The sequence below is a fragment of the Mesorhizobium sp. LjNodule214 genome, from assembly GCF_964252735.1.
In the GTDB taxonomy this organism is placed as follows: domain Bacteria; phylum Pseudomonadota; class Alphaproteobacteria; order Rhizobiales; family Rhizobiaceae; genus Mesorhizobium.
The window spans coordinates 298265-324417 of sequence record NZ_CAXUPE020000003.1; the positions used below are offsets into that span (position 1 = coordinate 298265).

Annotated in this window: 28 protein-coding genes and 3 pseudogenes; 22 read left to right on the forward strand and 9 right to left on the reverse strand. The window is 63.2% G+C overall.

Annotated elements, in window-relative coordinates; genetic code table 11:
• Positions 1-81 precede the first annotated feature (81 nt).
• Entirely contained in the window at positions 82-351 is a 270-nt protein-coding gene (locus tag ACSQ3Z_RS26635) for a hypothetical protein (RefSeq protein WP_436174273.1), read from the reverse strand.
• A gap of 505 nt (positions 352-856) precedes the next feature.
• On the opposite strand from ACSQ3Z_RS26635, the gene ACSQ3Z_RS26640 reads away from it, so the two are divergent.
• The 7 genes and pseudogenes from ACSQ3Z_RS26640 to ACSQ3Z_RS26670 all read left to right on the forward strand — a co-directional run bounded on the left by ACSQ3Z_RS26640 (position 857) and on the right by ACSQ3Z_RS26670 (position 5821).
• On the forward strand, positions 857-1312 hold the full coding sequence (locus ACSQ3Z_RS26640; protein ID WP_436174274.1) for a hypothetical protein: 456 nt from the start codon (positions 857-859) through the stop codon (positions 1310-1312).
• Positions 1305-1721 carry a hypothetical protein gene (locus ACSQ3Z_RS26645; RefSeq protein WP_436174275.1) on the forward strand — a complete coding sequence of 139 codons (417 nt, stop codon included), beginning with the start codon at positions 1305-1307 and terminating at the stop codon, positions 1719-1721. Before ACSQ3Z_RS26640 ends, ACSQ3Z_RS26645 begins: the two co-directional genes overlap by 8 nt.
• Before the next feature lie 4 nt (positions 1722-1725).
• Positions 1726-2319 (forward strand): annotated as a pseudogene (locus tag ACSQ3Z_RS26650) (terminase large subunit domain-containing protein); the annotation flags it as partial.
• A 605-nt stretch (positions 2320-2924) separates the two neighbouring features.
• Positions 2925-4100: an ABC transporter substrate-binding protein gene (locus ACSQ3Z_RS26655; RefSeq protein ID WP_436175151.1), complete on the forward strand. Its 1176-nt coding sequence runs from the start codon at positions 2925-2927 to the stop codon at positions 4098-4100.
• 28 nt (positions 4101-4128) lie between these two features.
• Positions 4129-4407: a terminase large subunit domain-containing protein gene (locus tag ACSQ3Z_RS26660; RefSeq protein WP_436175152.1), complete on the forward strand. Its 279-nt coding sequence runs from the start codon at positions 4129-4131 to the stop codon at positions 4405-4407.
• A gap of 267 nt (positions 4408-4674) precedes the next feature.
• Positions 4675-5433, forward strand: coding sequence for a terminase large subunit domain-containing protein (locus tag ACSQ3Z_RS26665; RefSeq protein WP_436174276.1), 759 nt, complete (start codon positions 4675-4677; stop codon positions 5431-5433).
• Positions 5434-5611: 178 nt separating this feature from the next.
• A complete protein-coding gene (locus ACSQ3Z_RS26670; RefSeq protein WP_436174277.1) occupies positions 5612-5821 on the forward strand; it encodes a hypothetical protein in 210 nt (69 codons plus the stop codon).
• A gap of 138 nt (positions 5822-5959) precedes the next feature.
• Here the strand turns inward: ACSQ3Z_RS26670 and ACSQ3Z_RS26675 are convergent, their stop codons facing one another.
• Both ACSQ3Z_RS26675 and ACSQ3Z_RS26680 read right to left on the reverse strand, forming a co-directional pair.
• The gene (locus tag ACSQ3Z_RS26675; RefSeq protein ID WP_436174278.1) at positions 5960-6355 is read right to left on the reverse strand and encodes a nuclear transport factor 2 family protein; all 396 of its coding nucleotides are present in this window, start codon (positions 6353-6355) and stop codon (positions 5960-5962) included.
• A 20-nt stretch (positions 6356-6375) separates the two neighbouring features.
• Complete coding sequence (locus ACSQ3Z_RS26680) at positions 6376-7188, reverse strand: class I SAM-dependent methyltransferase (RefSeq protein ID WP_436174279.1); 813 nt, start codon at positions 7186-7188, stop codon at positions 6376-6378.
• Positions 7189-7424: 236 nt separating this feature from the next.
• Here ACSQ3Z_RS26680 and ACSQ3Z_RS26685 point away from each other — a divergent pair, with 236 nt between their 5' ends.
• Together ACSQ3Z_RS26685 and ACSQ3Z_RS26690 are read left to right on the forward strand one after the other, a co-directional pair.
• Positions 7425-8003 carry a hypothetical protein gene (locus ACSQ3Z_RS26685; protein ID WP_436174280.1) on the forward strand — a complete coding sequence of 193 codons (579 nt, stop codon included), beginning with the start codon at positions 7425-7427 and terminating at the stop codon, positions 8001-8003.
• A complete protein-coding gene (locus ACSQ3Z_RS26690; RefSeq protein WP_436174281.1) occupies positions 7972-8097 on the forward strand; it encodes a hypothetical protein in 126 nt (41 codons plus the stop codon). Before ACSQ3Z_RS26685 ends, ACSQ3Z_RS26690 begins: the two co-directional genes overlap by 32 nt.
• Positions 8098-8199: 102 nt before the next feature.
• Here the strand turns inward: ACSQ3Z_RS26690 and ACSQ3Z_RS26695 are convergent, their stop codons facing one another.
• The gene (locus tag ACSQ3Z_RS26695) at positions 8200-8340 is read right to left on the reverse strand and encodes a hypothetical protein (protein ID WP_436174282.1); all 141 of its coding nucleotides are present in this window, start codon (positions 8338-8340) and stop codon (positions 8200-8202) included.
• 111 nt (positions 8341-8451) lie between these two features.
• A complete protein-coding gene (locus tag ACSQ3Z_RS26700; RefSeq protein WP_436175153.1) occupies positions 8452-9069 on the reverse strand; it encodes a methyltransferase domain-containing protein in 618 nt (205 codons plus the stop codon).
• 116 nt (positions 9070-9185) lie between these two features.
• Here ACSQ3Z_RS26700 and ACSQ3Z_RS26705 point away from each other — a divergent pair, with 116 nt between their 5' ends.
• Both ACSQ3Z_RS26705 and ACSQ3Z_RS26710 read left to right on the forward strand, forming a co-directional pair.
• Complete coding sequence (locus ACSQ3Z_RS26705; protein ID WP_436174283.1) at positions 9186-10979, forward strand: portal protein; 1794 nt, start codon at positions 9186-9188, stop codon at positions 10977-10979.
• The gene (locus tag ACSQ3Z_RS26710) at positions 10976-11296 is read left to right on the forward strand and encodes a hypothetical protein (RefSeq protein ID WP_436174284.1); all 321 of its coding nucleotides are present in this window, start codon (positions 10976-10978) and stop codon (positions 11294-11296) included. The genes ACSQ3Z_RS26705 and ACSQ3Z_RS26710 overlap by 4 nt, the downstream gene beginning before the upstream one ends.
• A gap of 56 nt (positions 11297-11352) precedes the next feature.
• Here ACSQ3Z_RS26710 and ACSQ3Z_RS26715 read toward each other — a convergent pair whose 3' ends face one another.
• From ACSQ3Z_RS26715 to ACSQ3Z_RS26725, 3 genes and pseudogenes are all read right to left on the reverse strand, one after another.
• Positions 11353-11670, reverse strand: a complete 318-nt coding sequence (locus ACSQ3Z_RS26715; protein ID WP_436174285.1) for a glycine zipper 2TM domain-containing protein — start codon at positions 11668-11670, stop codon at positions 11353-11355.
• 202 nt (positions 11671-11872) lie between these two features.
• Positions 11873-12274 carry a type II toxin-antitoxin system HicB family antitoxin gene (locus ACSQ3Z_RS26720; protein WP_436174286.1) on the reverse strand — a complete coding sequence of 134 codons (402 nt, stop codon included), beginning with the start codon at positions 12272-12274 and terminating at the stop codon, positions 11873-11875.
• A 58-nt stretch (positions 12275-12332) separates the two neighbouring features.
• Positions 12333-12513, reverse strand: a pseudogene (locus ACSQ3Z_RS26725) (type II toxin-antitoxin system HicA family toxin).
• A gap of 207 nt (positions 12514-12720) precedes the next feature.
• Here ACSQ3Z_RS26725 and ACSQ3Z_RS26730 point away from each other — a divergent pair.
• From ACSQ3Z_RS26730 to ACSQ3Z_RS26755, 6 genes are all read left to right on the forward strand, one after another.
• The gene (locus ACSQ3Z_RS26730) at positions 12721-13626 is read left to right on the forward strand and encodes a hypothetical protein (protein WP_436174287.1); all 906 of its coding nucleotides are present in this window, start codon (positions 12721-12723) and stop codon (positions 13624-13626) included.
• A 181-nt stretch (positions 13627-13807) separates the two neighbouring features.
• Positions 13808-14797, forward strand: a complete 990-nt coding sequence (locus tag ACSQ3Z_RS26735) for a Coat protein (protein ID WP_436174288.1) — start codon at positions 13808-13810, stop codon at positions 14795-14797.
• A gap of 130 nt (positions 14798-14927) precedes the next feature.
• Positions 14928-15224 carry a hypothetical protein gene (locus ACSQ3Z_RS26740; RefSeq protein ID WP_436174289.1) on the forward strand — a complete coding sequence of 99 codons (297 nt, stop codon included), beginning with the start codon at positions 14928-14930 and terminating at the stop codon, positions 15222-15224.
• 377 nt (positions 15225-15601) lie between these two features.
• The gene (locus ACSQ3Z_RS26745; protein WP_436175197.1) at positions 15602-15784 is read left to right on the forward strand and encodes a hypothetical protein; all 183 of its coding nucleotides are present in this window, start codon (positions 15602-15604) and stop codon (positions 15782-15784) included.
• A gap of 283 nt (positions 15785-16067) precedes the next feature.
• On the forward strand, positions 16068-16667 hold the full coding sequence (locus ACSQ3Z_RS26750; protein ID WP_436174290.1) for a hypothetical protein: 600 nt from the start codon (positions 16068-16070) through the stop codon (positions 16665-16667).
• The gene (locus tag ACSQ3Z_RS26755; protein WP_436174291.1) at positions 16667-19135 is read left to right on the forward strand and encodes a hypothetical protein; all 2469 of its coding nucleotides are present in this window, start codon (positions 16667-16669) and stop codon (positions 19133-19135) included. Before ACSQ3Z_RS26750 ends, ACSQ3Z_RS26755 begins: the two co-directional genes overlap by 1 nt.
• Positions 19136-19363: 228 nt before the next feature.
• Here ACSQ3Z_RS26755 and ACSQ3Z_RS26760 read toward each other — a convergent pair whose 3' ends face one another.
• A complete protein-coding gene (locus ACSQ3Z_RS26760; protein ID WP_436175154.1) occupies positions 19364-19825 on the reverse strand; it encodes a hypothetical protein in 462 nt (153 codons plus the stop codon).
• A gap of 360 nt (positions 19826-20185) precedes the next feature.
• Here ACSQ3Z_RS26760 and ACSQ3Z_RS26765 point away from each other — a divergent pair.
• The 5 genes and pseudogenes from ACSQ3Z_RS26765 to ACSQ3Z_RS26785 all read left to right on the forward strand — a co-directional run bounded on the left by ACSQ3Z_RS26765 (position 20186) and on the right by ACSQ3Z_RS26785 (position 26139).
• Positions 20186-20946 (forward strand): IS5 family transposase gene (locus ACSQ3Z_RS26765; RefSeq protein ID WP_436174292.1). Its coding sequence is split into 2 segments (ribosomal slippage): positions 20186-20513 and positions 20513-20946, totalling 762 coding nucleotides; the frame shifts between segments, so codons are not numbered across the junction.
• Positions 20947-21067: 121 nt separating this feature from the next.
• Positions 21068-21526: pseudogene (locus ACSQ3Z_RS26770) on the forward strand (transposase); the annotation flags it as partial.
• Between the two features lie 1058 nt (positions 21527-22584).
• On the forward strand, positions 22585-23244 hold the full coding sequence (locus tag ACSQ3Z_RS26775; RefSeq protein WP_436174293.1) for a hypothetical protein: 660 nt from the start codon (positions 22585-22587) through the stop codon (positions 23242-23244).
• Between the two features lie 2 nt (positions 23245-23246).
• On the forward strand, positions 23247-23780 hold the full coding sequence (locus tag ACSQ3Z_RS26780; protein ID WP_436174294.1) for a hypothetical protein: 534 nt from the start codon (positions 23247-23249) through the stop codon (positions 23778-23780).
• 1 nt (position 23781) lies between these two features.
• Positions 23782-26139, forward strand: a complete 2358-nt coding sequence (locus ACSQ3Z_RS26785) for a hypothetical protein (protein WP_436174295.1) — start codon at positions 23782-23784, stop codon at positions 26137-26139.
• The last annotated feature ends 14 nt before the right edge of the window (positions 26140-26153 follow it).

Sequence of the window (26153 nt, forward strand, 5' to 3'; positions counted from 1 at the left end):
GGTCAGGGTTCAACGCGCGAAGGCCTGATCCGATCCGATGGCGGCGCGGATCGACTGCCTGCCGTCCAATGCGTATCGCGCCTACGCCTCCATCCAGCGTTGGCCATATTCGGCCCATAGCGCCTTGATCTCATGGCCGCCAAGCGGCGGCGTCGAGCGGTCGCCGTAGGAGATGGCGACGGCGCTGAGGTCGTACTGGCCGTCGGCCTGGACGATGAAGCGGATCGCCTCGCCGAGCGGCCTTGAATGGAAGATCGGATCCGCCTGGCCCCTGCCAAGGCTGCGGATGCCCGAAATGGCTGCTGGCAGATGCCGCATCCTGAAGACGGATGCCATGGCAGGTTTGTCCATGCCGCTCTCCCCGAGTCCCCGGCGGAATGATTCCACAGGCGCCGGCCAATGGCCAGACGGCCGGAAAAGCTTGTTGTGAATACCGGGTTGGCGGGCTGCGGCGACGCGGCGAAACGAGCGCAACGGAGGAAGATAGGAAAAAATACCTTGCCAGGTGACGGCAGCTATGCTAGTATCTTGTCCATGGTGCTGATTTGCGCCAACGACCCGCCGCCGAGGCGGGTTTTTGTTTTCGGCTTCCCTTCGAACGAAAGCACCTCTGGCGCCGACATTGAATGTTGGCGGGACAGCGCCCCTCTCTGTCCTGCCGGACATCTCCCCCACGAGGGGGGAGATTGGCTGTGGTCCCGGCCTTGGCCAATCGCCAACGTTGCTGGTACGAGCGCAGCGCCGAAACTGCCGATCTCCCCCCTCGTAGGGGAGATCGCCGGCAGGCCAGAGGGGGGCGCGAAGGAATGCCACCTTTCGTCTTCAAGCTGACGCCCCCATCCCTTGCGAGAACCGCATGCCACGCTACGCAACCATCATCACCGACGATGACGGCGACGAGATCGTCAGTGCCATCGGCGAATTCGAGGCCGCGCCGCAGGCACGCGTCGGCCGCTTCGAGCAAATTGCCCCGGGCGTGCTGATCGGCATGGTTCGCGGCGGTCCGGTCGATGCCGTCGGCGGCTTTGGTTTTCCGCTGGGCTCGCAAGGCGCGGGCGACAGGGGAGTCGGGGTCGCCGCGATCCAGAACGCCAAGGCCGGCCTGGCAAGAGCCGATGCCGTTGAGCCCGAGGCCGCACCGGCGGCGACATCGGCCACCGCAAAACCCGAGACGGCGAGGCCCGCGCGCAAAGCCGCAAAGGCCAAGGGGCGCCGGAAGCCCGGCAAGGCCAAGGCGGCGCGTGCAAGGCAGGCGAACACAGTGAAGCGGCAGGCGGGCAGGGCAGGGCTCGACGGGGCGACTCATGGCTGATGCCATGCCGCGTCGGCAACGCAAGCCGAAGGCGACCGCCGCCGTCTCGTCCCGTCCGAAGCGGCCGAAAAAGACACTTGGCGATGATTTCGTGGCTGCCGTGCGCGCCGATTTCAAGACCCATGGCGCCGGCGTCATCGCCGCGGTGCGGGCTGACAAGCCCGACCAGTATCTGAAGATCGTGCTGTCGGTGCTGCCCAAGGATTTGCATGTCAACATCAACGAACTGGACGCATTGAACGATGACGAGATCCGGAGCCGAATCCGCGGCCTCGAAGCCGTCCTCAAGCCTTTCCTCGACAGACCGGGCCTCGAAAGGCCAGGCCTCGAAAAGCCGGGCCGCCCTGAGCGCGGCGCGCAAGGATTATCTGGCGCTGCTGAAGGAGCTGGACCGCAGGCGCCGCGCTAACCAGCTGGCCGCCTACTGGCCCTATCCCAGGCAGGCCGAGTTCCACGCCGCGGGGGCGGCCAACCGCGAGCGCCTGTTCATGGCCGGCAACCAGCTCGGCAAGACCAGGGCCGGCGGGGCGGAATGGGCGATGCACCTCACCGGCCGCTACCCCGACTGGTGGCGGGGCAAGATTTTCGACAGGGCGGTGCGGCTGTGGGCCGCCGGCGTCACCGGCGAAGGCACGCGCGACAACCCGCAGCGCGTGCTGGTCGGCCCGCCGCAGCAGCAGGCCGTCTGGGGCACCGGCATGATCCCGGCCGATGCCATCGTCCACACCACCATGGGACGCGGCGCGCCGGGCGCTCTCGACAGCGTCGTGGTGCGCCATGGCGGCGGCGGCGATGTTCAGGCCGACGAGAGCGTGCTGTCGTTCAAGAGCTACGAGAAGGGCCGCGAGAAGTGGCAGGGCGAAACGCTCGACGGCGTCTGGTTCGACGAAGAGCCGCCGCTCGACATCTATTCCGAAGGCCTGACGCGCACCAACGCGACGGGCGGCATTACGATCGTGACCTTCACGCCGCTGCTCGGCATGTCGGATGTGGTGCTGTTGTTTTTGTCGGCGGGGGAGATGGAGATGAGATCAAGCAGCTGAGCTCAATTCATCTGCGATTGCGCTGCCCCTCATCCGCCTGCCGGCACCTTCTCCCCGTGACGGGGAGAAGGGGGCTTGCCGCAATCTTGGCGCGCCCTGTTTGCGACGCTGGTGATTGGCGAAACCGCCGATGAGAGCGTCCCCTCTCCCCGTCACTATACGGGGAGAGGATGCCGGCAGGCAGGTGAGGGGCGGCGCCGACTCTGGACATGAAAAATCTTGCCCGAACAACGCCCTACCGCCGCGTCCTGAATCAAACTCGGCGAAGGCGCCCATGATGACCCGTCACGTCACCATCATGACCATCGACGATGCCGAGCACCCGGCGAACGCGCCGCGATTGTCGCCGCCTTTCTCCCGTGAACGGGGAGAAGGGGCTTGCCAAAACCGATCCGCATATCGCCCACGCCCCCAACGTGCCATAGTGAGGACGTCGCGAACCAGCTTTGTTCGCTCCCACCTTCAGGACCGCGATCACGAACGCTGGCCAACGGAGGAAACGAACCATGAAACATGGATCAACAGACCAACACACAGTGAGGGTTGAACCTGCCGCGGGTCAGCGACCGATGAGTCGTCGAGATGCGCTCAAGGCCGCAGGTCTGGCTGGAGCCGCCGCCCTATCAACGGGCGCCGTGTCGGTCTGCGCCGTTGCGGCGTCCGCCGGCCCAATGGAAGACCTGGTCGCGGCCGCCAAAGCAGAAGGGCAGCTTACCGTCATGGGTCTGCCTCACGACTGGTGCGAATACGGCGTCGTGATAGACAGGTTCAAGGCGAGATACGGTCTGGCAATCAACGAACTCCGGCCCAGTGCCAGCTCAGCCGATCAGATTGAGGCGATCAGAGGCAAGGCCGAAGCTCAAACCCCTGACGTAGTCGACGTTGGCATGTCCTTCGCTTCATCGGCAAGGAAGGATGGCTTGTTGCAGCCGTACAAAGTGTCAACGTGGGACACAATTCCGGAAGAGGCCAAGGATGCGCACGGGTATTGGTATGGCGGCTATTACGGAGTCCTTGCGTTCGAGATCAACGCTGACCTGGTAGCCAAAATGCCGCGGGACTGGGCGGATCTTGCTGCGCCGGAGTATAGGAACTCGGTCGGCCTCGCCGGCAATATTTCTTCAAATCAAGCGATCCAGAGCGTGTACGCCGCGGGCTTGTCGGCGGCAAAGGGCAACGTCGAAGAAGCCGCTGATCAGGGTCTGAAGTTCTTCGCCAATCTCAATGAAAAGGGCAATTTCGTTCCCATCATCGGTGATGCCAACTCGCTTGCTGACGGCCGCACGCCGATCCTCGTTCGCTGGGATTACCTCGCGCTCGGCGACCGCGACCGCCTTGGAGGGACAACGAGGATCGAAGTCATCAGGCCAAAGACCGGCGTCGTTGCGGGTGCCTATGCCCGGGCGATCAGCGCCAATGCGCCGCATCCAAACGCTGCTCGGCTATGGATGGAGTATCTTTGTTCAGACGAGGCACAGCTCGCCTGGTTGAAAGGCCATTTGCCGATCCGGTTCGCGAACCTCGTGCGCAGTGGAAAGGTCCCTGCCGAATTGCAGGAGGCTCCCCAACAGCTCGACCACAAACGGTACGATGTCGCCCCGGTATTTCCGACACTCAAGGACCAGGAGAAGGCGAGAGACATCATAACCAACGGGTGGGACGATATCGTTGGTGTCAAGGTAAAGTGCTTGCCTTCCGAGGAGTACTTTGGCCCGATGTCTTTCAACAGCAGCATGGCTAAGTGAAGCGCTGGCCGCGCTTGATAGCATCGTGATGCGCTGGGGCGGCGGCGGCGATGTCCAGGCCGACGAGAGCGTGCTGTCGTTCAAGAGCTACGAAAAGGGCCGCGAGAAGTGGCAGGGCGAAACGCTCGACGGCGTCTGGTTCGACGAGGAGCCGCCGCTCGATGTCTACTCCGAAGGCCTCACCCGCACCAATGCGACGGGCGGCATTACGATCGTGACGTTTACACCGCTGCTCGGCATGTCGGATGTGGTGCTGTTGTTTTTGTCGGCGGGTGAAGTGGAGATGCGGGCGGGCAGTAACGCTTGATCCTTCTAAGTTTGCGCCGCCCCTCATCCGCCTGCCGGCACCTTCTCCCCGTATAGTGACGGGGAGAAGGGGGCTTGCCGCAATCTTGGCGCGCCCTGTTTGCGACGCTGGTGATTGGCGAAACCGCCGATGGGAGCGTCCCCTCTCCCCGTCACCGTACGGGGAGAGGATGCCGGCAGGCAGGTGAGGGGCGGCGCCGACTCTGGACATGAAAAATCCCGCCCGAACAACGCGGTGCCTTCGCTTCTGAATCACTCCGGAAAGCCCATGACCCGTCACGTCACCTTCATGACCATCGACGATGCCGAGCACTACACACCCGGCGAGCGCGCCGCGGTCGTTGCCGCCTATCCGGAGCATGAGCGCGAGGCCCGCGCAAAGGGCATTCCGGTGCTGGGTTCCGGCCGCATCTTTCCGGTGGCCGAGCAACTGATTGCCTGCGAGCCGTTCCGGCTGCCGCGCTATTGGCCGAGGCTCGGCGCGCTCGATTTCGGCTGGGACCATCCCTCGGCCGCCGTCGAGCTCGCCTGGGATACGGAGGCCGATGTCGCCTATGTCACCAAGGCAGCCCGCGCCGCGCAGCAGACGCCGGCCATGCAGGCGCTGACCCTGAAACCGTGGGGCGAATGGCTGCCCTTTGCCTGGCCGCGCGACGGCCGCCGCGAGACGCTGGAAGGCGCCGGCGTGGCGCTGGCTAAACAATATGCCGCGCACGGCCTGAACATGCTGTCGCGCCACGCCCAGTTCGCCGACGGCTCGGTGTCGGTCGAGGCCGGGCTGATGGAGATGCTGGACCGCATGCAATCCGGCCGCTTCAAGGTGTTTTCCACGCTGTTGCCCTGGTTCGAGGAGTTCCGCCTCTACCACCGCAAGGACGGCCAGGTGGTGAAACTGCGCGACGATCTGATGGCCGCGACACGTTATGGGGTGATGATGCTGCGGGAGGCGGTGGTCGATCCGGCGGAGTTCAAGACGGGGCGAAAACGGTCGGCGGGGCAGAGCGATCCGCTGGGGGCGTTTCGGTGAGCGGTGTGAAAATCGAAGTCTACAATGGGCAGAGACGCGAGCTAAGAATCCGCTGAAATTGGCTTGCTGGAAGCCTTAGGACGTGACCGTGCATGAGGGCCGTCCGCGCCGCTGGACCTTGGCAACCGCAAAAATGGAACTAGGTACTCCGCTACAGCAACTTAGCGGAGAGTGTCCGATGAGCACGCGCGAAGACCCGATCGCAAGGCATAAAGACGAGAGTGTCCGGTTGCACGAGGATACTCAATCCGTGCAGGAACATCCTGACGAGATTCGCGCCATCGATAACGACAAGTGTGTGAACCTCAGCGAGGAAATCATAGCTGACAATCTTAGGATGATCGCGAAGCTTAAAGGGGTCATGGCTCGTGTCGAGGATGACGACTAAGCCACCTTGCGACGCTGCCAGTAGCCGGTGAAATCGACTGAGGGCTTCCGCTTCATGGTGTTGCCGGCGACGCTGGTCTTGCTCGCCGTTCGTGTTGCGCGGATGCGGGCTTCGGGGCCGTCGGCAGACAGCCAGCTCCTACTCCACGATCTTCCAGTACGAGTCCTTGCGGGTCACCTTGCCGTCGCGAAACGTGTAGAAGTCACAACCCCGGACCTCCTTTTTCACGCCCTCGCGGGTGGTGCCGGTAAGAGTCCATTTCGAGATGCCGGTATTGGCAGCTGAATCCACGAAATGCTCGTCGTTGCCATAGTGGACATCGGGCAAGCCCTCAAAGCGTGTTGCCAGCGCTTCTCGTACGCTTGGTTTGCCCTCGAAACGGGAACCCCAGGGCTTGCTTCCCCTCGGCATCTCCAGGACGCAATCGTCGGAAAAGCACGCCATGATGCGATCGAGATCGTGAGCGTTGAAGGCCTCGCATAGCTCGGTCAGTGTCGATCGAATGTCTATTCGCCCGTCCCCGTCCAGTCGCATGACCATTATGCCGGAACACGTTAGCCTTCGGCTGTCGCCAAATTGGTGCTGAGCTCGAAAGCGAGTCCCGATCCATCGGCGTAGGGGTGCAGCGCGGGCGCACTTTCGCTCACGATGGCCTCCACGACGCGCTTGCGTTCCTGATCGCCCATGTCTTTGCCGACAGCACTCATGCCGACCAGCGCCATCGTGTTCAATCGCAGGAAGGGTGCGCCGTCCTGGAAGCGTATTGTGCGCGATATCGTCGTTAACCGGACTTCGTGGAAGCCGGCGTCCCGGAGCAGCGCCTCAACGGGGGCCGCGTCGCCAAAGCTGTACCGCTGATCCGCGATGGTGCCCAGGTGGCGCTCCGCCACGCGGCGCAGCTCCCGAAAGAACGGGATTTCATCGTCGGATCGCCATGTGGCTACCGCCAGCCTGCCGCCCTTCGCCAGCGCCCGCCGCATCTGCGCTGCCGCCGCGGGCTTGTCAGGAAAGAACTGCAGTCCCTGCTGGCAGACGACAATTTCGAACTGCTCTCCGTCATGGAGAGGCAGGGCGCTGGCATTGCCTTGGCGCCAGTCGATGCCCGGTGCCACGGCGCGCGCAACGGCAAGCATACCCGAACTGACGTCGATGCCGACGACGTATCCGGCGTCACCGAGCCGCTCCCTTGCAACGCGGGCCACTATTCCTGTTCCGCAAGCGATGTCGAGGACACGATCGCCTGGAGACAACGCCACCTCATCGAGAGTCATTTCGGCCCACGGCCGGAAGAGAGGGCCTGCGAGCCACCGCTCGTACATCTCCGGGAAACTTGCCTGGCTCATCGCGTCGTTGGGCAGGGGCATCATTGCCTCCAATGGATCGATCCGAGATTGGCATATTTTATGCCGACATGCCGCGCCGGAAAGTCCCGGCAAACTGCGGGTTCCAGCTCTCCCGCGCGGCATAATCCGGCACTCGGCATTATGTTTCTGTTCGTGCGCGCGTTCGACGTCCGAAGTTAGCTCACCAGCGATTGGGCCGGTCAAGGCCGCGGGGCTCCGATCCCAAGGCGAGGCGCATCCCCTATGGCTCTGGCCCTTGCATGACCGTCCGCATCATCCCCGCCACGTTGCGCGACCTCTCCTACATCGCCGCCAATCTGCGTCCCGAGGACCGGGCCGAGATCGACTGCCAGCTCGACCACTGGTCGCCGGCGATGCTGGCGCTGACGGCGCTGCAGGGCTTTGCCTATGTCGCCGAGCTCGACGGCAATCCGGAGGCCGGCTTCGGTGCCGCCGAGCAGCGCGGCGGGTTGTGGATCGCCTGGAGCTGGGGCACGCGCCGCATGCGACGCTGTGTGCCCGAGATCACGCGGTTCTTCCATGATGTGCTCGCCCGCCAGGTCGCGGCGCAGGGCGCGTGGCGGGTCGAGGCCCGGGCGGCTGCCGCCAATGATCTGGCGCTGCGCTGGCTCGGCCGGCTCGGCGCCACGCAACGCTGCGTTCTGCCGGGCTACGGCAGGAACGGCGAAGACTTTTTTCTCTACGACTGGACAAGAACCTCTCAACTCGGGGAAAGCCATGTGCCTCTTTCAAAAGCCACCGGAACTGAAGCCGCTGCCGCCGACACCCACAGTCGAGGACAAGGACGTGCAGGCGCGCGAAGCCGCCTTGCGGGCTGAGCTCGAACAGCGCCAGGGCAGCTTGAGCACGGTGAAGACCGACCTCGCGCCCGGCGATCTCACCAGCCGCCGCCGCGTGCTGCTGGGAGTGTGACGCGATGACCGCGATGAAGCGCAGTTTCAGGAAGCGCGTGCTGGCGTGGTGGTATTGGCGAAGGCATGCAAGGCTGGTGAAGCGGCGGGGGTAGGGCCTGCTTCACATCTGCCCGTCCAGCCACTCGCGCAGGGCCTTGTCTTCCTCGCTTTCGACAACAGGCGGGGTGCGCCGCCTCCAGACGTACCAGAGGGCGGCGAGCACGCCGGCGGCCCAGAGGCCGGCGAACAGGTTTCCGATCAAGTCGATCTGACGGTCCTCCCAAGCCCGCCAATATTAGCACGGCCTGATTGAGGAGGACAGGATCGACGTCGATTGTCCGGTGGCAGGTGCCTGCCGCGCCCGAAAGCCGGATCAGCTTGGTTTGCGGGCGAAGGCCCAGACCATCAGCGGGTATTCCTCGTCATTGCTGAGGTCGCGCCACAGGCCGTACGCGCGCACCGGCCCGCCAATGTGGGCCTTGGCGCAGGCCTTGTTGCCCCAGCCCTGGACCTTGACGTTCGCCTCGGGAAAACCGCCCTCGACCATCAGCTGCTTCAGCCCGGCCGGCGTCCAGCGGTTGTAGTCGTGCGGCCTGGCATGCACGCGGAACAGGAACGGTGTGGCCACCATCGCCCAGCCGCCCGGCCGGGTCATGGCATGGATGTTTTCGGCCGCCGCCAGCGGTCGCTGCACATGTTCCAGCACCTGGTCGGCGATGACGATCGAATACTGCTCGTCGGTGCGGTCCTTGCAGATGTCGAAGTCGGGGAAGTCGACCGAGGTATAGTTGGGGCAAATCGCCTTCCAGTAGCGGTTCCAGCCCGGCGAGATCTCGATCACATCGGAGGATTTGCGCCCGCCCGCCTGCAGGAACTCGGTGAACGCCTCGATCTGCCGGATGCGCAGCCAGTTGCGCGAATCATAGCCGATCAGCCGCTTCACGGCACGTTTGCTTTGGTTTGTCAGGGTACCGGCAAGGCTTGTCGTCACAGTCGTCACAATCGACCTCCTCCAATGCCCCGCCGCGCTGCCTCCTTAACATCGCAAAGCGCAAGAAATTTGACCGCTCGCGCGCAAGTGAACGACAGCGAAGAAAGATTCCCACCATGACCGATACCCGCGCCCGCGATATCCTGTCGCGCCAGGCCGAACTCGAGAGCGAACGCGCCGAATATGAGCACGTCTGGGAGGCGGTCTCCGAATTCTGCGATCCCGACGCGCCCGATGTCTGGAGTGGCCGCAGGCAATCCGGCCGGGATTCGCAAGCCGAGCGGCAGGAGCGGCGCGGCGCCCGTGTCTATGCCAACACCATCAACTCGGCCGCCAACCGGCTGGCCGCGGGGTTGGAAAGCCTGATCATCCCGCAGTCGGAAAAATGGCATGGCCTGTCGACCGCGGCGATGAACGACGAGGAGACCGACGAGGAAAAGGAATGGGCGGAAGCTTTGCGCGATTTCCTGTTCTCATTGCGCTATTCCGCCAATTCGAACTTCGTGCCGGCAACGCAGGCCTGCCTGCGCAACGTCGTACGCTACGGCCCGGCCTATCTCTATGCCGAGGAGGGCTTTGGCGGCACGCTGATCCGCTATGCCTCGATTCCCGTGGCCGAGGGTTATCTCGCGCGCAACCGCTGGGGCCAGGTCGACATTTTTCATCGCCGCTACGAGCGCACGGCAAGGCAGGCGGCGCAGCTGCTCGGTTACGAAAAACTGCCGGCGCGCATCAAGATGCTGGTCGACGATCCCGCCAAATGCGACGAAAAAATCTCGCTGATCCAGTGCATAAAACCGCGTGACGAGCGCCGCATGTACCGCAGCGGCGGCGCCTACCAGTATCTCGACGCGGCCTTTGCTTCCTATCACGTCATCGAGGACGAGGAGGCGATCGTCAGGGAAAGCGGGTTTCGCACCTTCCCGGTCTCGTGCTTCAACTGGCGCCGCTATGAGGGCGACGCCTACGGCATCTCGCCGACCATCGAGGCCTTGACGACCGTGCGCGAGGAGAATGCGGTGCGCCGCTCCGGCCTGCGCGCTTTGCAGCAGATCACCGATCCGGCGACCGCCTCGAAAGCCCGGCTCGACTATGTGCCGGTGCTCAATCCCGGCGAGAACTATCCCGGCCTGATCGACGACAATGGCCGGCCGTTGATCGCGCCGATCTCGACCGGGCAGAACCCGACATACGCTTTCAACTACGCGGCGAGCCGGGCCGAGGAAATCCGCGACATGATGTTCGTCAATTTGTTCCAGACGCTGGTGCAGAACCCGCAGATGACGGCGACCGAGGCGCTGATAAGGCAAGAAGAGAAGGGCGCGCTGCTCGGCCCCTCCGGCTCGATCATCCAGGCCGGCTTTGCCACCAATCTCGACCGTGAGCTCGGCATTCTGGAGGACAAGGGCCTCTATGACGAGGACAGCCGCTTCCTGCCGCCGGCGAGCCTTGCCGGCAAGGCGGTGCGGCCGACCTTCACCGGCCCGCTCGATGTGCTGAGGCGCTCGGCGGAAGCCCGCGACACCATCCAGGTGGTGACCACCGCCATGCAGATGGCGCAGTTCGACGCGAGCATCATGGACAATATCGACGCCGACGAAGCACTGAAGATCGTGCAGAGCGCCGGCCGCAGCCCGCAGCGCATTTTTCGCCGCAGGCAAGAGGTCGCCGGCATGCGCGATGCCAGGGCGAAAGCGCAGCAAGCCCAGGCCGGCATGGCGGCGATCGCCACGGCCGGCAAGGTCGCCAAGGACGCCGTGCCCGCGGCGGTGCAAGCGCGCGACAGCGGCCTGCTCGACAGCCTGCAAGGCATGCTGCAGGGCGGGCAGGGGGCACCGGTCGACGCAACGGGCGGTCAGGTCATGGCGGCGGCTGGTGCTGGCACCCCGGGCGGGGCAGGCGGCGCATGAACCGCAAACGCTTTGCCCATTCCACGCAGGCCGGCGGCCCGGCCAAGGCGCGAGAGGCGCTGGCCAAGGCCTATCTCAGGGTCTTTTCCGGCGAGGACGGCGAGATGGTGCTGGCCGATCTCGCGGCAGTGACCGGCTACTACCGCCGCCCGTCCTATGGCGAGTGGATGGCACGGACAAAAACGCCGAATGGCTTCGAGCTGCACAGCGCGTTGAGCAACGCGCGGGCAGAGGTGGTGCAGCACATCATGGGGTTCTTGACGCTGGACGAGGCGCAGTTGGTGGCTCTGGAGAAGGCGGCGCGGGCGGAGGGGTAGGTGAAGTTGCCAATCTCCCCCACGAGGGGGGAGATTGGCAGCTTCGAGGTCGCGCCTCAATAATCGCCGTTGTAATACCGGTCGTCGCAGGGCGCCGTGTAGATGCGGCCGTAGCGGTCCTGGTAGCGGCAGAGCTGTTCGCCGCGCCGCTGCGGCGTGGTGGCGCTGCCGACGACCGCGCCGAGCAGGGCGCCGCCGGCCGCACCGATCACCGTGCTCTCGGTGTTGCCGCCGATGGCCTGGCCGACGAGAGCGCCGCCGGCGCCGCCGAGCAGCGCACCCGTGGTGGCTCTCTGCTGCCCCTCGGTCTGCGTCTCGCAGCCTGCAAGTGCTGCAGTCATGAGCACGGCCAAAATGGCTTTCTTGATGATCATCTGGAGAACCTCCTTTGAAGCCCCGAGACTGAAGAAGGGGGCGAATGGCTGCCAAGTGCTGGCGCATTGCGGCGGAAGGTAGGCGCCGTTCCTCACGAAATGAGACATGGTTTCTCGGCTCTTGAAGATCATGGTCGCCAAACCGGAAAGACCTGAACGAACAGCACGATAACGCCTTGGTTTGAATCAGGTTGCGAGCCCACTACGCCGCTTCGGCCCGCATCGCCTTTTTTGCGGCCGCGGTCAGAAATCCGGAGCGGCTGTAGCCGTGGCGTTCCGCGTACTGATCGATCTGGTGAAGGACGTCTTCCGGAATGGTGACGTTGACGCGCACCACCTTGGTCGAGTCGGTTTTCAAGGCGACAAGTATGGCGACGCCCGTCAGATTGTCCTTGTCGGCCATCACCTCTTCGAGGGAGGACGGTTCGGGAATGGCTTCACCATCCTCGACAAGGCCGTCGACGTGAAAGGCCAAAGCCTCCTCCGCCATGCCGCGTGCATCGTCCAGGCTGGTGCCGGCCGTGACCACGCCCGGGAAATCGGGGAAGGACACGCCGAAATCGCTGTCCGCTTCCTTGTGGATCAGTCCGATATAGTGACGCATTTCTCTACCTCAGCTTCAGACCGGATTGCTTTTCTATACTCATTACAGCGCCGTGCGCCTACAGGCGCGCAAAGGACGCTGTAACACTTTGATTTTGCGCATGATCCTTTCCGAAATCGGTTCCGATTTCGGGGTCATGCGCGAACGTGCCGATCGGGATGTCGCGCTTGGGATGCGGGACCGTCACTCGGCCGGGTCGATCTGTGCTTGAACTGAGCGTGACTGCCCTTCCGAGCCATCTCGAACCAGGGGGCGCCGCAGAGCGCCGACCTCTCGCGCCAACCGCGCCTGCATTTTTGAAAGACAGTGTCTCGTCAAAGAAGCGAACGCTAGCGTTCCTTCGCGCCCCTCTCTGGCCTGCCGGCCATCTCCCCCACGAGGGGGGAGATTGGCAGTTTCGCCGCCGGCGCTCCACCACGCTTAAATCTCAACAAAGGAAACATCTCATGACAGATCTGGCAGACGCCGGGTCCGTGGCCTCGCGGCCGGCGGGCAACCCAGTACGGCCACCGGCAAGCGGGGACAACGGGTCCGCCCCGCTTACGGCCAAAAGTTGGTTTGACGGTCTTTCCGAAGGCAACCGCAAGCTCGCTGAAACCAAGGGCTGGACCAAGCCTGAAAGCCTCGATCGGGTTTTCACGTCCTATGCGGAGCTGGAGCGGCAGCAGGGTGAAAGCCTGCGCGTTCCCGCCGCCGACGCCTCGAGGGAAGACTGGGACAGGTTCCATGCCCGGCTGCCCGAGGCGATGCGTCCGCTCACCTCGTCCGAGAAGGTCGAATACAGGCGCCCGGAAGGGTTGCCCGAAAACTTCGCCTATTCGGACGAGCTCGCCAATGCCTCCAAGGCCTGGGCGGTCGAAGCGGGTGCTTCGTCAAGAACCGCGCAGGCCTATCACGACAGGTTCGTCGGCTACATGGCCGAGCAGGCCGTGCGCCAGGAGATCGCGCTTGCCCGCTCGGTCGAGGCCACCCACGACGAGCTGGTCAGGGACTGGGGGCCGACCGACAGCGACGGCTTTCGCCAGAAGCTGGAGGTCGCCAACCGGGCGATGAAGAAGCTCGGCCTGGTCGACGCCTACAAGGCGAAGGGCATCCTTCTGCCTGACGGGGCGTTGACCGATCCGCAGATCGCCAGGGCCTTCCAGGCCATCGGCGAAGCGATGTTCACCGAAGACACGATCGACGGCGGCGCGGCCTTGAGGGGAGGCAATCCCTTCAGGCGCGGCGCCGCCGGCGACCGCAACATCTCGGCGATTTCAGCCCTCGTCAAAAGCGACCCGGCCCGCGCCCGGCGGCTGGCACGCGAGGCCGGCGAGAACCCGGATCTCTGGATGCCGAACAACCCTCTCTAGTCCGTTTGGAAACTCTACTCCGGCGGCCATCTGGCGGCGTTTTCTGCGCTTCCGGTGCTCACGGACCTGAATGTCCGCTGCGCTCCGGTTCTCGAAACCCCCACCACCTGGCTCGCCGGAGCGAGTTTCGAAACGGCCTCCAAGAGTTCGCCGCCAATCAACCCCTGAAGGAAGAGAAAAAATGGCAGACGCCTATACCCGTATCGCGGACGCGATCGTTCCGTCCGTCTATGCGCAATACTCGTTCGAGGAGCATGTCCAGTCGCTCGAGATCTACCAGGCCGGGATCCTGTTTTCCGACCCGGCCATCGCCTCGAAACTGTCGATGGGCGGCCGTTCCGTCGACATGCCCGGCTGGAAGGATCTCGGCAACGACCCGTCCGAACCGGTCAATGACGATCCGGCCGATTCGATCGAGATGAAGAAGATCGGCTCGCGCCGCGAGGTCGCCGCCCGCAATGTCCGCGCCCAGGCGTGGGGCGTTCCGGACCTGACCTCGATCCTGGCCGGCGACGATCCGCAGAAGCTGATCGTCAAGCGCCAGACCGAATACTGGCAGCGCGCCAACAAGCTGACCCTGCTCGGCATCCTGAAAGGCGTCGTCGCCGACAACATCGCCAATGACGCCGGCGATCTGGTGCGCGTCACCGGCGCTTCCATCGTCGATACCGACATCATCGAGGCCGCCTATCTGATGGGCGACCGCGCCGACAAGTTCAAGACGATCTGGATGCATTCCAAGCAGATGAAGGCGCTGAAGCTCGCCGACCTCATCGACTACGTGCCGTCGTCCGAGCAAGGCGGGCCGCTGATCCCCTACTATATGGGGCTGCGCTGCGTGGTCGACGACGACATCCCGGTCGCGACCGGCGTCTACACCGCCTTCATGTTCAAGGACAAGGCGATCCTGTGGAACGAGCTGCCGGTCAACACCGAGGGCGGGCCGCTGGAGTTCGACCGCAAGCCGCGCCAGGGCCATGGCGGCGGCGTCACCGAAATGGTCGGCCGCCGGCACTTTGTTCCGCACGTGCCCGGCACCCGCTTCCTCGACGCCTCCTCGGCCGGCGAATTCGCCACCGATGCCGAACTGGCGCTGGCGGCGAACTGGGACCGCACGGCGTCGAGCGTCAAGAACATGACGTTTATTGCACTGAAGACCAGCGAGGCCTGAGCGCGCTGAGGAGAGGGGCGGGGGCTCAGCGCCCGCCCCATGACCAAAAGCGTCGAATTGTATTTGGTTGGGTAACTGTTCCTTGCTATCGAGGCGGATAGAGAACTGGAAGTTTTCGGGTAGCACGACAATGAATACTTTCAGCTGGTTGTTCCTGGTCATCATGACCGTCGGTTCACTTTCGTTGCCCTTCAACTGGTATGGAGGCAATCTGCTGGATGCGGACATAAAAGCTGGACGCGTCAAGCGTTCCTCGCTCTATGCCAACTCCAATTTCGCGAAATACGACGCCTTGAAGCGCCGTGCAGATCAAGGTGACCGTCTTGCTTGGTGGTCGCTCCTTTTGGCCGGCCTCGGGCTCGTACTGGGTATGCTGATGGTCTTGGCGATGTTCTCCAGTCCCATCTGGCGCAAGTGGGTATTCTGACAGGCCGGAGGCTGCTGCCCACAGCTGAACACCGAAGCCGTGTTCGAAGGCTGACACGATCGCTCCGGACAGCTCTATCGTGCACAAGAAAAAGGCGGACCCGGGGGACAGTGGGTCCGCCTTTGCCTGCCGACGGGCTTCGGGGGGAAGTTGGGTGCCGGCAAACATTCCGATAGCTGGATCAGCACGCTTTGGAGGCTTACTGGGCTTCGGAAAATGGAGTGTGAGCGCGTTTCGCGTTCCGCACAATTAGTCCGATAGGCCTTAGCTCGATAGGCCTAGGATCAGGTAGCGGCCTGTGTTGCGGGCTTCACAGTCAACGGCACCAATCGGTTACACAAAGGAGCGAGCATATACCTGTGGTGGCAGAGGTAATCGTGGAGATGACTTACAAATCAGTTCAGGAACTGCTCAGAGAAGCAGGAATTGTCATGAGCAAGAAAGGTGAAGTCCACCGCATAAACTTCTTTGGTGGACTGGAAGACACCGCGCTCTACACGACAAGCTTGGAGGAAGCTCTGGATAAAGGGCTGGGAATGGCGAAACCGCGACGTTCGTGAGTCGAGCGGTGTGCTGATCCGATAGGTCGATAGGGCACTACCAATTCCGACCTAGGAAACCATCGCCGTCATTCGCGCCCGGCCTCTCGGGCACGTCTTCGCGCCCCCTTGTCCTGCCGGCCCTCCAAGAAGGAGATTGGCAGCTTTGCCCGCCGGCTCCGCTTGCCCGCCCGCCCCAAAAGTCCCCAGCCGCTTCGCAGCGGCTTTTTTCATGCCCGGAGATACCATGACCCTTGCTCGACCCATTGCCTCCGATCTGGTCACCTGGACGGGGCGCTGACCCATGGCCATCACCCCGCTCGACATCGCCAACATGGCGCTCGCCGTGCTCGACGAGGCGCCGATCGACAGCCTCGATCAGGACGTCAAGGCGGCGCGCTTGCTCAATTTGCATTTCGACCTGACGCGCGAAGCCGAACTAAGCAAGCACGCCTGGGTGTTCGCCATCCTGTCGGCAAGCGTTCCCGGCGCTGACATCGGCAGCGGCGCCTGCACCTTGAATGTCGCCTATGAATTGCCGGCCGATTGCCTGCGCCCGCTGCCGCCGAGCCGCAATGGCGAGCCGGACGGCGTGCCGGTCTCATGGCGCCAGGAGGCCGGGATCATCTATTCCGATCGGCCCGGCCAGCTCGCCATCCGCTACATCGCCAACCTCACCGACCCGAACGATTGGGACGCGCTGTTCACCGAAGTGCTGGTGGCGGCCCTTGCCGTCAAGATCGCGCATCCGCTGACCCACAAGACCGGCATGATCGATATCGCCCGCGCGGCCTATGACCGGGCGCTCGACGCTGCCTTCTCGGCCAACGCCATCCAGCGCGGCGGCCGCACCTACAGCGCGTCCTGGGCGATCCAGCGCGGCGACAACAGGTATGTGCGCTGATGGCGACGCTCTTTCCGGTCCAGGACGTCTTCACCCGCGGCGAGATCTCGCCGCGCCTGCACGCGCGCGCCTCGCTCGATCTCTATCGGGCCGCACTGTCGAAGTGCGAAAACTTCGTCACCTTGCCGCATGGCGGCATCCGCAAGCGCGGCGGCAGCTATTTCGTCGGCGAGGTGAAGAATTCGGCCGTGAGGACGCGTGCCATCCCGTTCATCTTCAGCGCCGACCAGGCCTACTGCCTGGAGTTCGGCGACCTCTATATCCGCGTCTATGCCTATGGCGCCCGCGTCGGCACGGTGGAGGTGGCCTCGCCCTATCTGGAGGCCGACCTGTTCGACCTTGCCTATGTGCAGTCGGCCGACCAGATGTGGATCAGCCACAAGGATTATCCACTCAAGGTTCTCACCCGCACCGCGCACGCGACGTGGACGCTGGAGGACTATCCTTTCGAGGATGGTCCCTACGATGACATCAACGACACCAGCACGACGCTGACCCCTGCGGATTATGGCTCGCTTACGCCAGAGATGACTTCGAACACGGCGCCATCGGGCACGGTGTCAGGTTTCGGTGGCGCGGCGGATGCATGGCGAGTCTTTGATAAAGAGGTCGGCACCGGTGTAGGCAGCGGCGGGACAACGGGATCGGTCCAGTACCGGCTGCCTGGCGGCGCCCAGGCTATTGTCGAGAACTATTATTTCACAGCAATCACCGCAGGTGGTCTCGACAAGATACCTGTCTCATGGAAGCTCGAGGGGTCAAACAACGGCTCGTCATGGACAACCCTGGACAGCCAGACGGGGCAGGGCGGGTGGACTGCCGGCGAAACCCGCTACTACGAATTCTTCAACAAATCGCCGTTCGAATATCACCGGCTCAGCTGGACAGGCGTCAATGGCGCGGTCGACAGTTCCTTTGCCGAATTGACGATGAACAAGGCTGCCGTCAGCCAGACGCCATTCGATCTGACCGCATCATCGACAACCGGCATCAACAACAACACCGGGTTTCAGACCTCCGATGTCGGCCGCGCCATTCGCTTGCTGGGCTCTGATGGCCGCTGGCGTTGGGCCAAGATCATTACGCGAACCAGCACGACTGTCGTCACGATCCAGATCTACGGCTTCGCTCTGCCCGATCTCAGCCCGATCACGCGCTGGCGCCTCGGCACCTTCGTGCCGGGCAAATATGTCGAGAGCGGCTCGCTCTACGAGGAGCGGCTGGCTTTCAGCCGCAAATTCTCGGTCTATGCCTCGGCCACCGGTGACTTCGACAACTTCGCGCTTGGCGAGGAAGACGACGACGCGCTCGAGTTCATTCAGGCCGGCGGCGGCCAGGCCAACGACATCGTCTGGATCGCGGAGTCCGATGGTGCGCTGCTGATCGGGACGTTGGGCGGGGTGCGCGCACTTTCCGGCTCCGGCATCGACGAGGCACTGACGCCATCATCCTTCAAGAACCGGCGCTCGCGCACCTTCGGCTGCGCCCGCATCCGCCCGGTCGATGCCGGCCAGTCGTTCCTCTATGTCACCCGCAGCCGCAAATCGATCGCCGAGCTGGTGCAGACCTCTGCCGGCAGGTTCTCGTCCGACGACATCGGCCAGATTTCCGAGCATATCGCCAAGCAGGGCGTGGTCGAACTCGCCTTCCAGACCGACCCCGACCCGATGCTGTGGTTTCCGCTCGAGAACGGCGAGCTTGGCGGCTACACGCACCAGCCAAGCCAGGAGGTGCGCGGCATGCACCGCCACCGCTTCGGCGGCGCCTCCGCCGGCTCCGCTCCCGGTGACTCCACTTGGGCGGTGGTCGAAAGCGCCGTGGTGACGCCCGGCCAGAACGGCGTCGACGACATCTGGCTGTTCATCAAGCGCACCATCGCGGGCGTGACCAGACGCTACATCGAGATCATGACGCCGCCCTTCGAATATGGCGCGCTGGAAGACGCCTTCCAGGTCGATTGCGGGCTGACCTATTCGGGCAGCGCCGTCAATGCCGTCTCCGGGCTCGGCCATCTCAACGGCCAGTCGGTCGACGTGCTGGCGTCGGGCAAGGTCTACCGAGGCCTCACCGTGACCGCCGGCCAGGTGACGCTGCCCGGCGGCGCCACCGCAACGAAATGGCAGGTCGGGCTTGCCTGCCAGGCGCAAGCCGAAACGCTGGAGCTCGACGTCGGCGGCCGGGACGGCTCGATCGTCGGCCGCCGCAAGAAGGTGGCGAAAGTGATCCTGTCGCTGCTCGAGACCGACACCACGGGGCTCGAAGTGCAGTCGCTGATCCGCGGCCGCTGGGAGAGCGTGCGCATGCCGAGCATCGTCGCGCCGGACGGCAAGGCGACGCTTTACACCGGCAATGTCGAGGTGCCGATCGACGACAGCTGGGAGGGGCAGGGCAGGGTCAGGATCCGCCACGTCAACCCGACGCCCTGTACGATCAGGGCGTTCACGCCGGTGTTTGATGGCGAGCCGTAGGGTCAAAACTCAATCAGCAGGCGGTCGCCAATGGCCGGGATGGGTGGAAGACAGACATTGCCTTTAAGCAAAAAACTGACGGGAATTGTAAGTGGCAATGGTATGCGCCAGCGATCTCGGACTTACTCCATGATTGTTCATCTGATCGGCCCCCGCAGCTAATGAGAGCGGTAATGCACTCTGCACGCCCGCTAACTTTTTTCCGACCTGAGTTAAGGCGCCCCGTCGTCAGTCCAGCGCACCGCTTTTCAACACGCCACGTTCCTTCCACTGGCTCAGAGGAAAAATGTCCGGTGCGCCGCCCATCGCCGCATACCAGGAGTCCACCACCCATTGGGTTCCGCCGTGATCGCTTATCACCGCCGTCCAATGGGGATAGCGCCCGTCGACAAACAGGCCGCGCGAGGCCTTGTCCTCGACCTTGTGAAACCTGAGCAGTTTTCGCTCGGCAAGATAGACCAGCAGCGTATGCGTATTGGTCGATTCGTCGACACAATCCATCTGGCCCCTGATACGCGATGCACCGAATTCCGACTGCGGCAGGTCGCGGACACCGGTGGCCCGGAAAATGCGCTGGTCGAAATAGCGGACAGCCTTCGAAATGGCGGAACGTTCGGCACGGGCTGAACCCGCGCCCGCATGCAAGATAGAGCGGAAACGAACGTAGTCGCCGGACCCAAGCACAAGCATGGTGCGATAGTTGCAACCATAGCCGTGGCATATGGAGATCCGCTTGGAAGCCGTCGCGGCCCGTTCGCTCGCGACCGCCGGTCCGCCAACGGTAAGGATGACTGTCAAAAGTGTTGCTCTGGCAAAGGCTTCGAAACTTGCGTCCATCCCCGATCATAGACAAGTGCGGCAGAATGAGAACCACATTACCAGAGGCATTGCGTGAGTTATGCGGCCGGATAAGTTCGGATGGCCGCCATGGGTGGAACTCGGTCGTTCAGAGTGATTGAGTTTTGACCCTGGGGCGTGGTGACGATTTAAGGTTTAGGGATTCCCCTTTGGTTGCAAATCAGATTCAACGCTGACTTTTGGAGGTCAGCGATGGATTGTGATGCACTTCGAGACGATCAATGGGATCGGATCAAAGGATTTGTTCCGGGAGGAACGAAAGGCAAGCGGGGTCCTCGGACGAACAACCGGCTATTTTTGGATGCGCTGTTGTGGATGGCCCGTTCGGGTGGCCGCTGGCGCGACCTGCCAGAAAGGCTTGGCGACCACACTATCGTGAAGCGACGCTATTATCGCTGGATCGAGAGGGGCGTGCTCGACGACATGTTGGCGGTCCTGGCCCGCGAAGCCGATCTGGAATGGCTGATGATCGACTCGACCATCGTGCGGGCGCATCAGCATGCCGCCGGCGCCCGCAAGGAAAAGGGGGGGCGGATGCCCAAGGCCTGGGCCGGTCTCGGGGCGGGCTCAGCACCAAGATCCATGCCGCCGGCGATGCGCTCGGCAACCCGGTCCGCCTGATCGCCAGCCCCGGACAACGCAACGACATCGCCTTTGCTCATGATCTCGTCGATGGCTTCGAGGCTGGCGTCATGATCGCCGACAAGGGCTATGACGCCGACCATCTGCACGAAAAGATCGCTGGAATGGGAGCCGAAATCATCATCCCGCCGAAGCGCAACCGCAAGGTCCAGCGGCCCTACAACACTCACCTCTACAAGGAGCGCAATGTCATCGAGCGCTTCTTCAACAAGCTCAAGCAGTTCCGCCGTGTCGCAACACGCTACGACAAGCTGCTCGCCAACTTCATGGGCTTCGTCAAACTCGCCGCTATCGCTATCTGGCTCAAATAGTTAAATCGTGGGAACGGCACTTAAGAGTGTCTCTGGGAACCTCATAAGCTATTGATTCTCATAGTAGCCTGTTTCGCTCGGTATCTAATAATGGCGCTGGCGGCAGCTAAAGAATGTCGCTGATCCGAAGCGCCGCGTGGTCGCCAAGGTGGAATGGCATCCGGGGGAACTCTGTCCCCGCGTCGGCTTCATCGTCACCAACCTGACCCGGCCGGCCAAGCGCGTGGTCGCGTTCTACAACCAGCGCGGCACAGCCGAGCAGCACATCAAGGAAGGCAAGAACGCGATTCTATGGACCCGGCTGTCATGCCGGAAATTCCAGAACAATGCCGTGCAGCTTCAGCTTCATGCGCTCGCCTACAATCTCGGTAACTTCATGCGGACGCTGGCACTGCCGGAGGCGGTCAAACACTGGTCGCTGACCAGCCTCCAGGAGAAGCTCGTCAAGATCGGCGCCAGGATCGTCACGCACGGCCGATACGTCACGTTCCAGATGGCTGAGGTCGCGGTGTCTCGTGGCCTGTTCGAGGAAATTCTGCGGCTGACAGCTCAACTCCGGGCGCCACCGGCTCCAGCTTGAGGAGCAAGGTCGATGCCGCAGACAGACAACGGGAGAGGTGCGCCTTGAGGACGAGAATTGGCGCCATCAACGGCCTGGGAAGGCTTGGCTCAGGCGGATTTGGCAGCACAGCAAGGCGAATACCCTCCCGCACCGCGCTCAACCTTGCCTGGGGCGGCCGTGAGGGCTACTGTGTCGCCAGAAACCGGGTTTATCCGGGGAATGTCGGCCTCCATAAGTTTCCGAACGGGCCTCGCTTTCGGTCGGCGGCCAGGCACCAGCATGACATCCGTGCTAAGTGCCCCCAATTCGGAGGGAAAGATGCGACTATTTTTGGTGTTGATTTTGATGGCGCTGAGCGGCTGCGTATCCAATGTTTCCCCGGATAGTGATGGTATACCACGCCGCGCGTCCTGGGCTGGAAGCAATTAGCCCGCTTAATTCACGCCGATAACGGCCGTGCCGGTTGTTGTGGTCCAACGGTTGTGGGGAGCGCGTTTCGGGCATGACGATAGGCTCGCTCATGAGGTGGCGGTTGGATCTGGATGTTGGGTTTGGCGGCTTGATGTCGGCGGGTTTGTTCTGGGGCGTTTTGGCCCCGTCATCTTTGTCATGAGGCGGGGAATTTGGCCTCATTCATAAGTACCATCGCATTCATCATCGGCTGGATCTACGCGATCGGTGAGTACGGATTCTTCCTAGGGGCAGGGATAGGTTGGATACCTGCCTTTTTCAGGAAGAGAATCGTCACTACGGCCTAGGGCGCCATCGCCGACGCTGCCAATCTCCCCCAAGTGGGGGAGATGGCCGGCAGGCCAGAGCGGGGCGCTGTCCCGCCAGCTTCTCAGGCAATCGAAATCCCTCCGGCAGGTCGCCGGCACATCTGAGTTAACTCACCGCAGCGATCCTTCGCGCCCCCCTCTGCCCTGCCGGGCGCTCGTCGTTCGGAAAGCCAAGCAATTGGCTTTCCGTCCGCTTCGCGGACCACTCCTCAACCCCCACGAGGGGGGAGATTGGCAACTTCGGCGCCGCGCTCCTCTGCGCAAATCATTCTCGTTCTCCGAAAGAAGGACACTCCCATGACATCCTCCCATGCCGATGCCCTCGGCAAGGCGCGGACGGCTGCCGATTTCGCGGCTGTCATCGCCTTGCTCGACACTGACCTCAACGAAGCGCTCGCCCGCAGGCGCGAGCTGCAGCAGGCCGAGGACCGCGCGATCTTCGGCGATGGCGTCCTCAGCGAGGCACGCGCCGCGCTCGACGCCTGCAACGCGACAATCGCGCTCATCGAAAAGACCATGGGGGCGGCCGACAAGCGCCGCGCCGCCGCCGCCGAGGGCGAGGTCCGCGCCGACATCGCGGCGCTCGGCGAAGAGATCCGCGCCAAGGCCGAAGCGCTCGCCGCGCGCTGGCGCAATGTTGCCCGCCTGGTCGAACTGCTGCGCCAGGAACTGTTCGAGGCCGATGCGCTCGCCCGCGCCATCGCCACCGCCAACGGCCTGTTCGACGCCGCCGGCGTGCCCGACCTGAAGGTCAAGCTGACCACCACCCGTCGCGTCGCCATGGCCGGCGCGCGGGCGGCCGCACCCGCCCGCCTCAGCCGCCCGGCGATCCAGGCCGACAGGATGCTCTTGTCCTTCCTCAGCCCCGGCGGCGCGCTCGACCCGCGCCCGGCGCTTGGCGCGCCGGTCGGCGGCATCAAAAGCAAGTTCATCCCCTTTGCCGGCGCGCGAGGCTGACCATGTGCACACTTGCTCTTCTCGGCACCGTTCTTTCCGTCGGCGGCGCGCTGGCCGAGGGCCAGCAGCAGAAGCAGATGGCCGACCATCAGGCCAGGGCCTATGAGCAGCAGGCGCAGGCCGACGCGCAAAGTGCTGCCTTCGAACAAAGCCAGGAACGCCACAGGCAGGATCTCCTGCAGGCGCAGGCGCGCGCCCAGGCCGGCGCGTCCGGCGCCGGCATCGCCGGCTCGCCGACCGAGGTGCTGGCCGCCAATGCCAGGCAGGGCCAGCTCGACATCAAGGCGATCCAGTACGGCTCGCAGCTGCGCCAGAACAATCTGACCACGCAGGCCGCCATCGCGCGCTTTTCCGGCAGGCAGGCGGCAACCGCGAGCATCTTCAACGCCGGCAATGCCCTGGTTGGCGGCCTCTCCAAAATCCACGACCCGAGCAAAGGCCTGACCTCGAGCGCCTCGGGCAATGCCGTGTTGTTCGGCACCTCGCCCTTCCGGGCTTCCCCCATCTTCAGAGCTTCGTGGGCAGGAAACAATTAGAATGGCGACCATTCCCCTCCAGCTTGCCCAGCGCCGGCTCGATACCGGCAATGGGGTGCAATATCCCAACGGCTCGCCGGTCGGCGGCGCTATGCAGAACCTCGGCAACGAGCTTTCGGCCGTCGCCGAGCGCTACCGGCAGCAAAAGGAGCAGCAGGAAGCCTTCGACGCCGAGATCATCCGCCGGCAACTCAACAGTCAGATCGCGAAGACCGAAGACGACGCGGCGGCGAACGCGCCGGCCGACGGCAGCGGCCTGCACGACACCATGTACGGCCAGGTCGATCCGCGCACCGGCCAAGTGGTCAAATTAGGTCTTTTCGATACGCTCTTCGACAGCACCCTGCCGACAGTGCCCGAGAGCCAGCGCGCCAACTTCGTGAGGCATAAGGAAGCGATGCGGGCGGTCGGCGCGCAGCGCATGGCGCAGCGGCAGAAGGCGCAGCGCGACGACTATGAGTTGGCCGAATGGACCAAGATCGACAACATCTCCACCAGTGCCATCGCAAAAGGCGACCCGAACGATACCGCGAACTTCGAGGCGGTCCGGCAGAGCGGGTTTGACCTGATCGCCAAGATCGGCAACCCACTCGCCCGGCAGGCGGCGGAAGTCGCCTGGCGCAGCAACACGGCCAAGGCGCTGGTCCAGGCCATGATCGCCCAGGACCCTAAGCGCGCCGCAGAGATGCTGGGTGCGGTGCAGGCTGCGAACGACGGCATGTGCGAAACCGTCCGTGTGGCAATGGGCGCCGCTTCGCCGGCGAAGGAGAGCGGAACGGCCGCGAAGGGCGATCGCGTTGGCAAACTTACGCCGGATGAAAGAGTAACGCAGGCCTTTCGAGACGACATTCCGTCCGAAGACCGGCCAGCCCTGATCCAGCAGGCCCGTGCCGCCGACGCGACTCGGCAAGTCGAAACACGGGCCAGCATCGGCTTGGCCGAGCAGAATGCGCCGGCCGCTATCAGGGATACAGGAACCTATTCCGGCTCGATGCCGACCCCGGAGCAGTTCGCCTCTCTCTACGGCGCTACCGAAGGCGTCAGGCGCTTCCAGGACTTCAATCGAGCGATCGACGTCAGTCGGCAATTCTATGGCATGCGCGGCATGTCGAACGAGGCCGTGCGGGCCAAGATCAGGGATGCTGCCCCCAAGGAGGACAGCGCCAATCCGGGGGGAGACAAAGCGCATCATGACGCCATCGCCACCGCCGCGGATCTGACGTTCAGAGCCAGGCAAGGTGATCCCGGCGGCTACGTTCGGAAGACGTTCGCCAATCTTGATTCTGCCTGGAACAATCTGTCGAAGCCAGAGGACTATCAGGCGGCGATCATCGGCTCGATCGCCGCCCAGCAGCAGTTGGGCTTTGAGACCATCCAGCCGCTGCCGAATTCCGTCGCGGAAGGCATTCACAACAAGCTTAGCGATGAGAGTCTGCCGCAGCAGGCCAAGGAAGCCGAGCTGAGCAACGTGCTTCAGGCGACACCCCCAGAGCTGCGCCAAGCAATGCTTGATCATTTGCTGCTGACTGGCGTTGCCAAATCCAACGAAGGCAGGGTGAACGACGGCTCCATGCAATCGTTGGTAAGCCCTGAGAAATTGTCTGAGGCAAAGGAGTTTGTCAGGCGCGCGGTATCCGGAACGGGGCCAAAACCGGAATGGCTGACCAATTATGTTCAGACCAACCAGGAATGGTTGGGGGGATTGATTGCCGGCGATAGCCCACGCGGGAGTTTACGGCGGTTTCTCGCGCAAAAGCTCATGGGCTCTGACGGGCTCGGTGAAGACGGCATCTCCGTGGCTGATGCCACGCCGTTAGGAGCGTCATTTGCACTGGAAAAAGCCGCGAACGCGGCGCTGGACGGCAATTACGGCGAAGCATTGCTCGACGTCGCGGGAGCAATTCCCGCCGAAAGGCTGGCCGGAAAGGCCTTGGAACAAGCCGGAAAGATTGCCAAACCCTGGGTAGAAGGTCTCTCAATATTTTCGAAGAAGCCAACTGGGCTCGTCGAAGGGAGCCGGGCTCTCGTCCGAGGAGTCGACGCCGAAACTCTTCGATCGCAGCAAGCCATTGCTCGTTCTGTTTCGCCGCGAACTGCACGGCGGAGAACGCCACCCGGCGAGATACCCGAAAATGCCTTTGATACTGCGTTACTGGCCTCGTTACTTGCCAGGGGCCCCTCCACCATTAAACATGCTGGCGCAAAGGTTGGATGGGCAAAATCAAAAAACTACCGAAAAACGTTCTTTGACGCGAATCCAACGCTCATGAGAGCGACTATGTCGTTCACCATAATGTCGAGCAAGGGTTACTTGAAAAATATCCGGGCATTTTTACAGAAGAAAAGCTACATTCAATAGAGAATCTTCGAGGA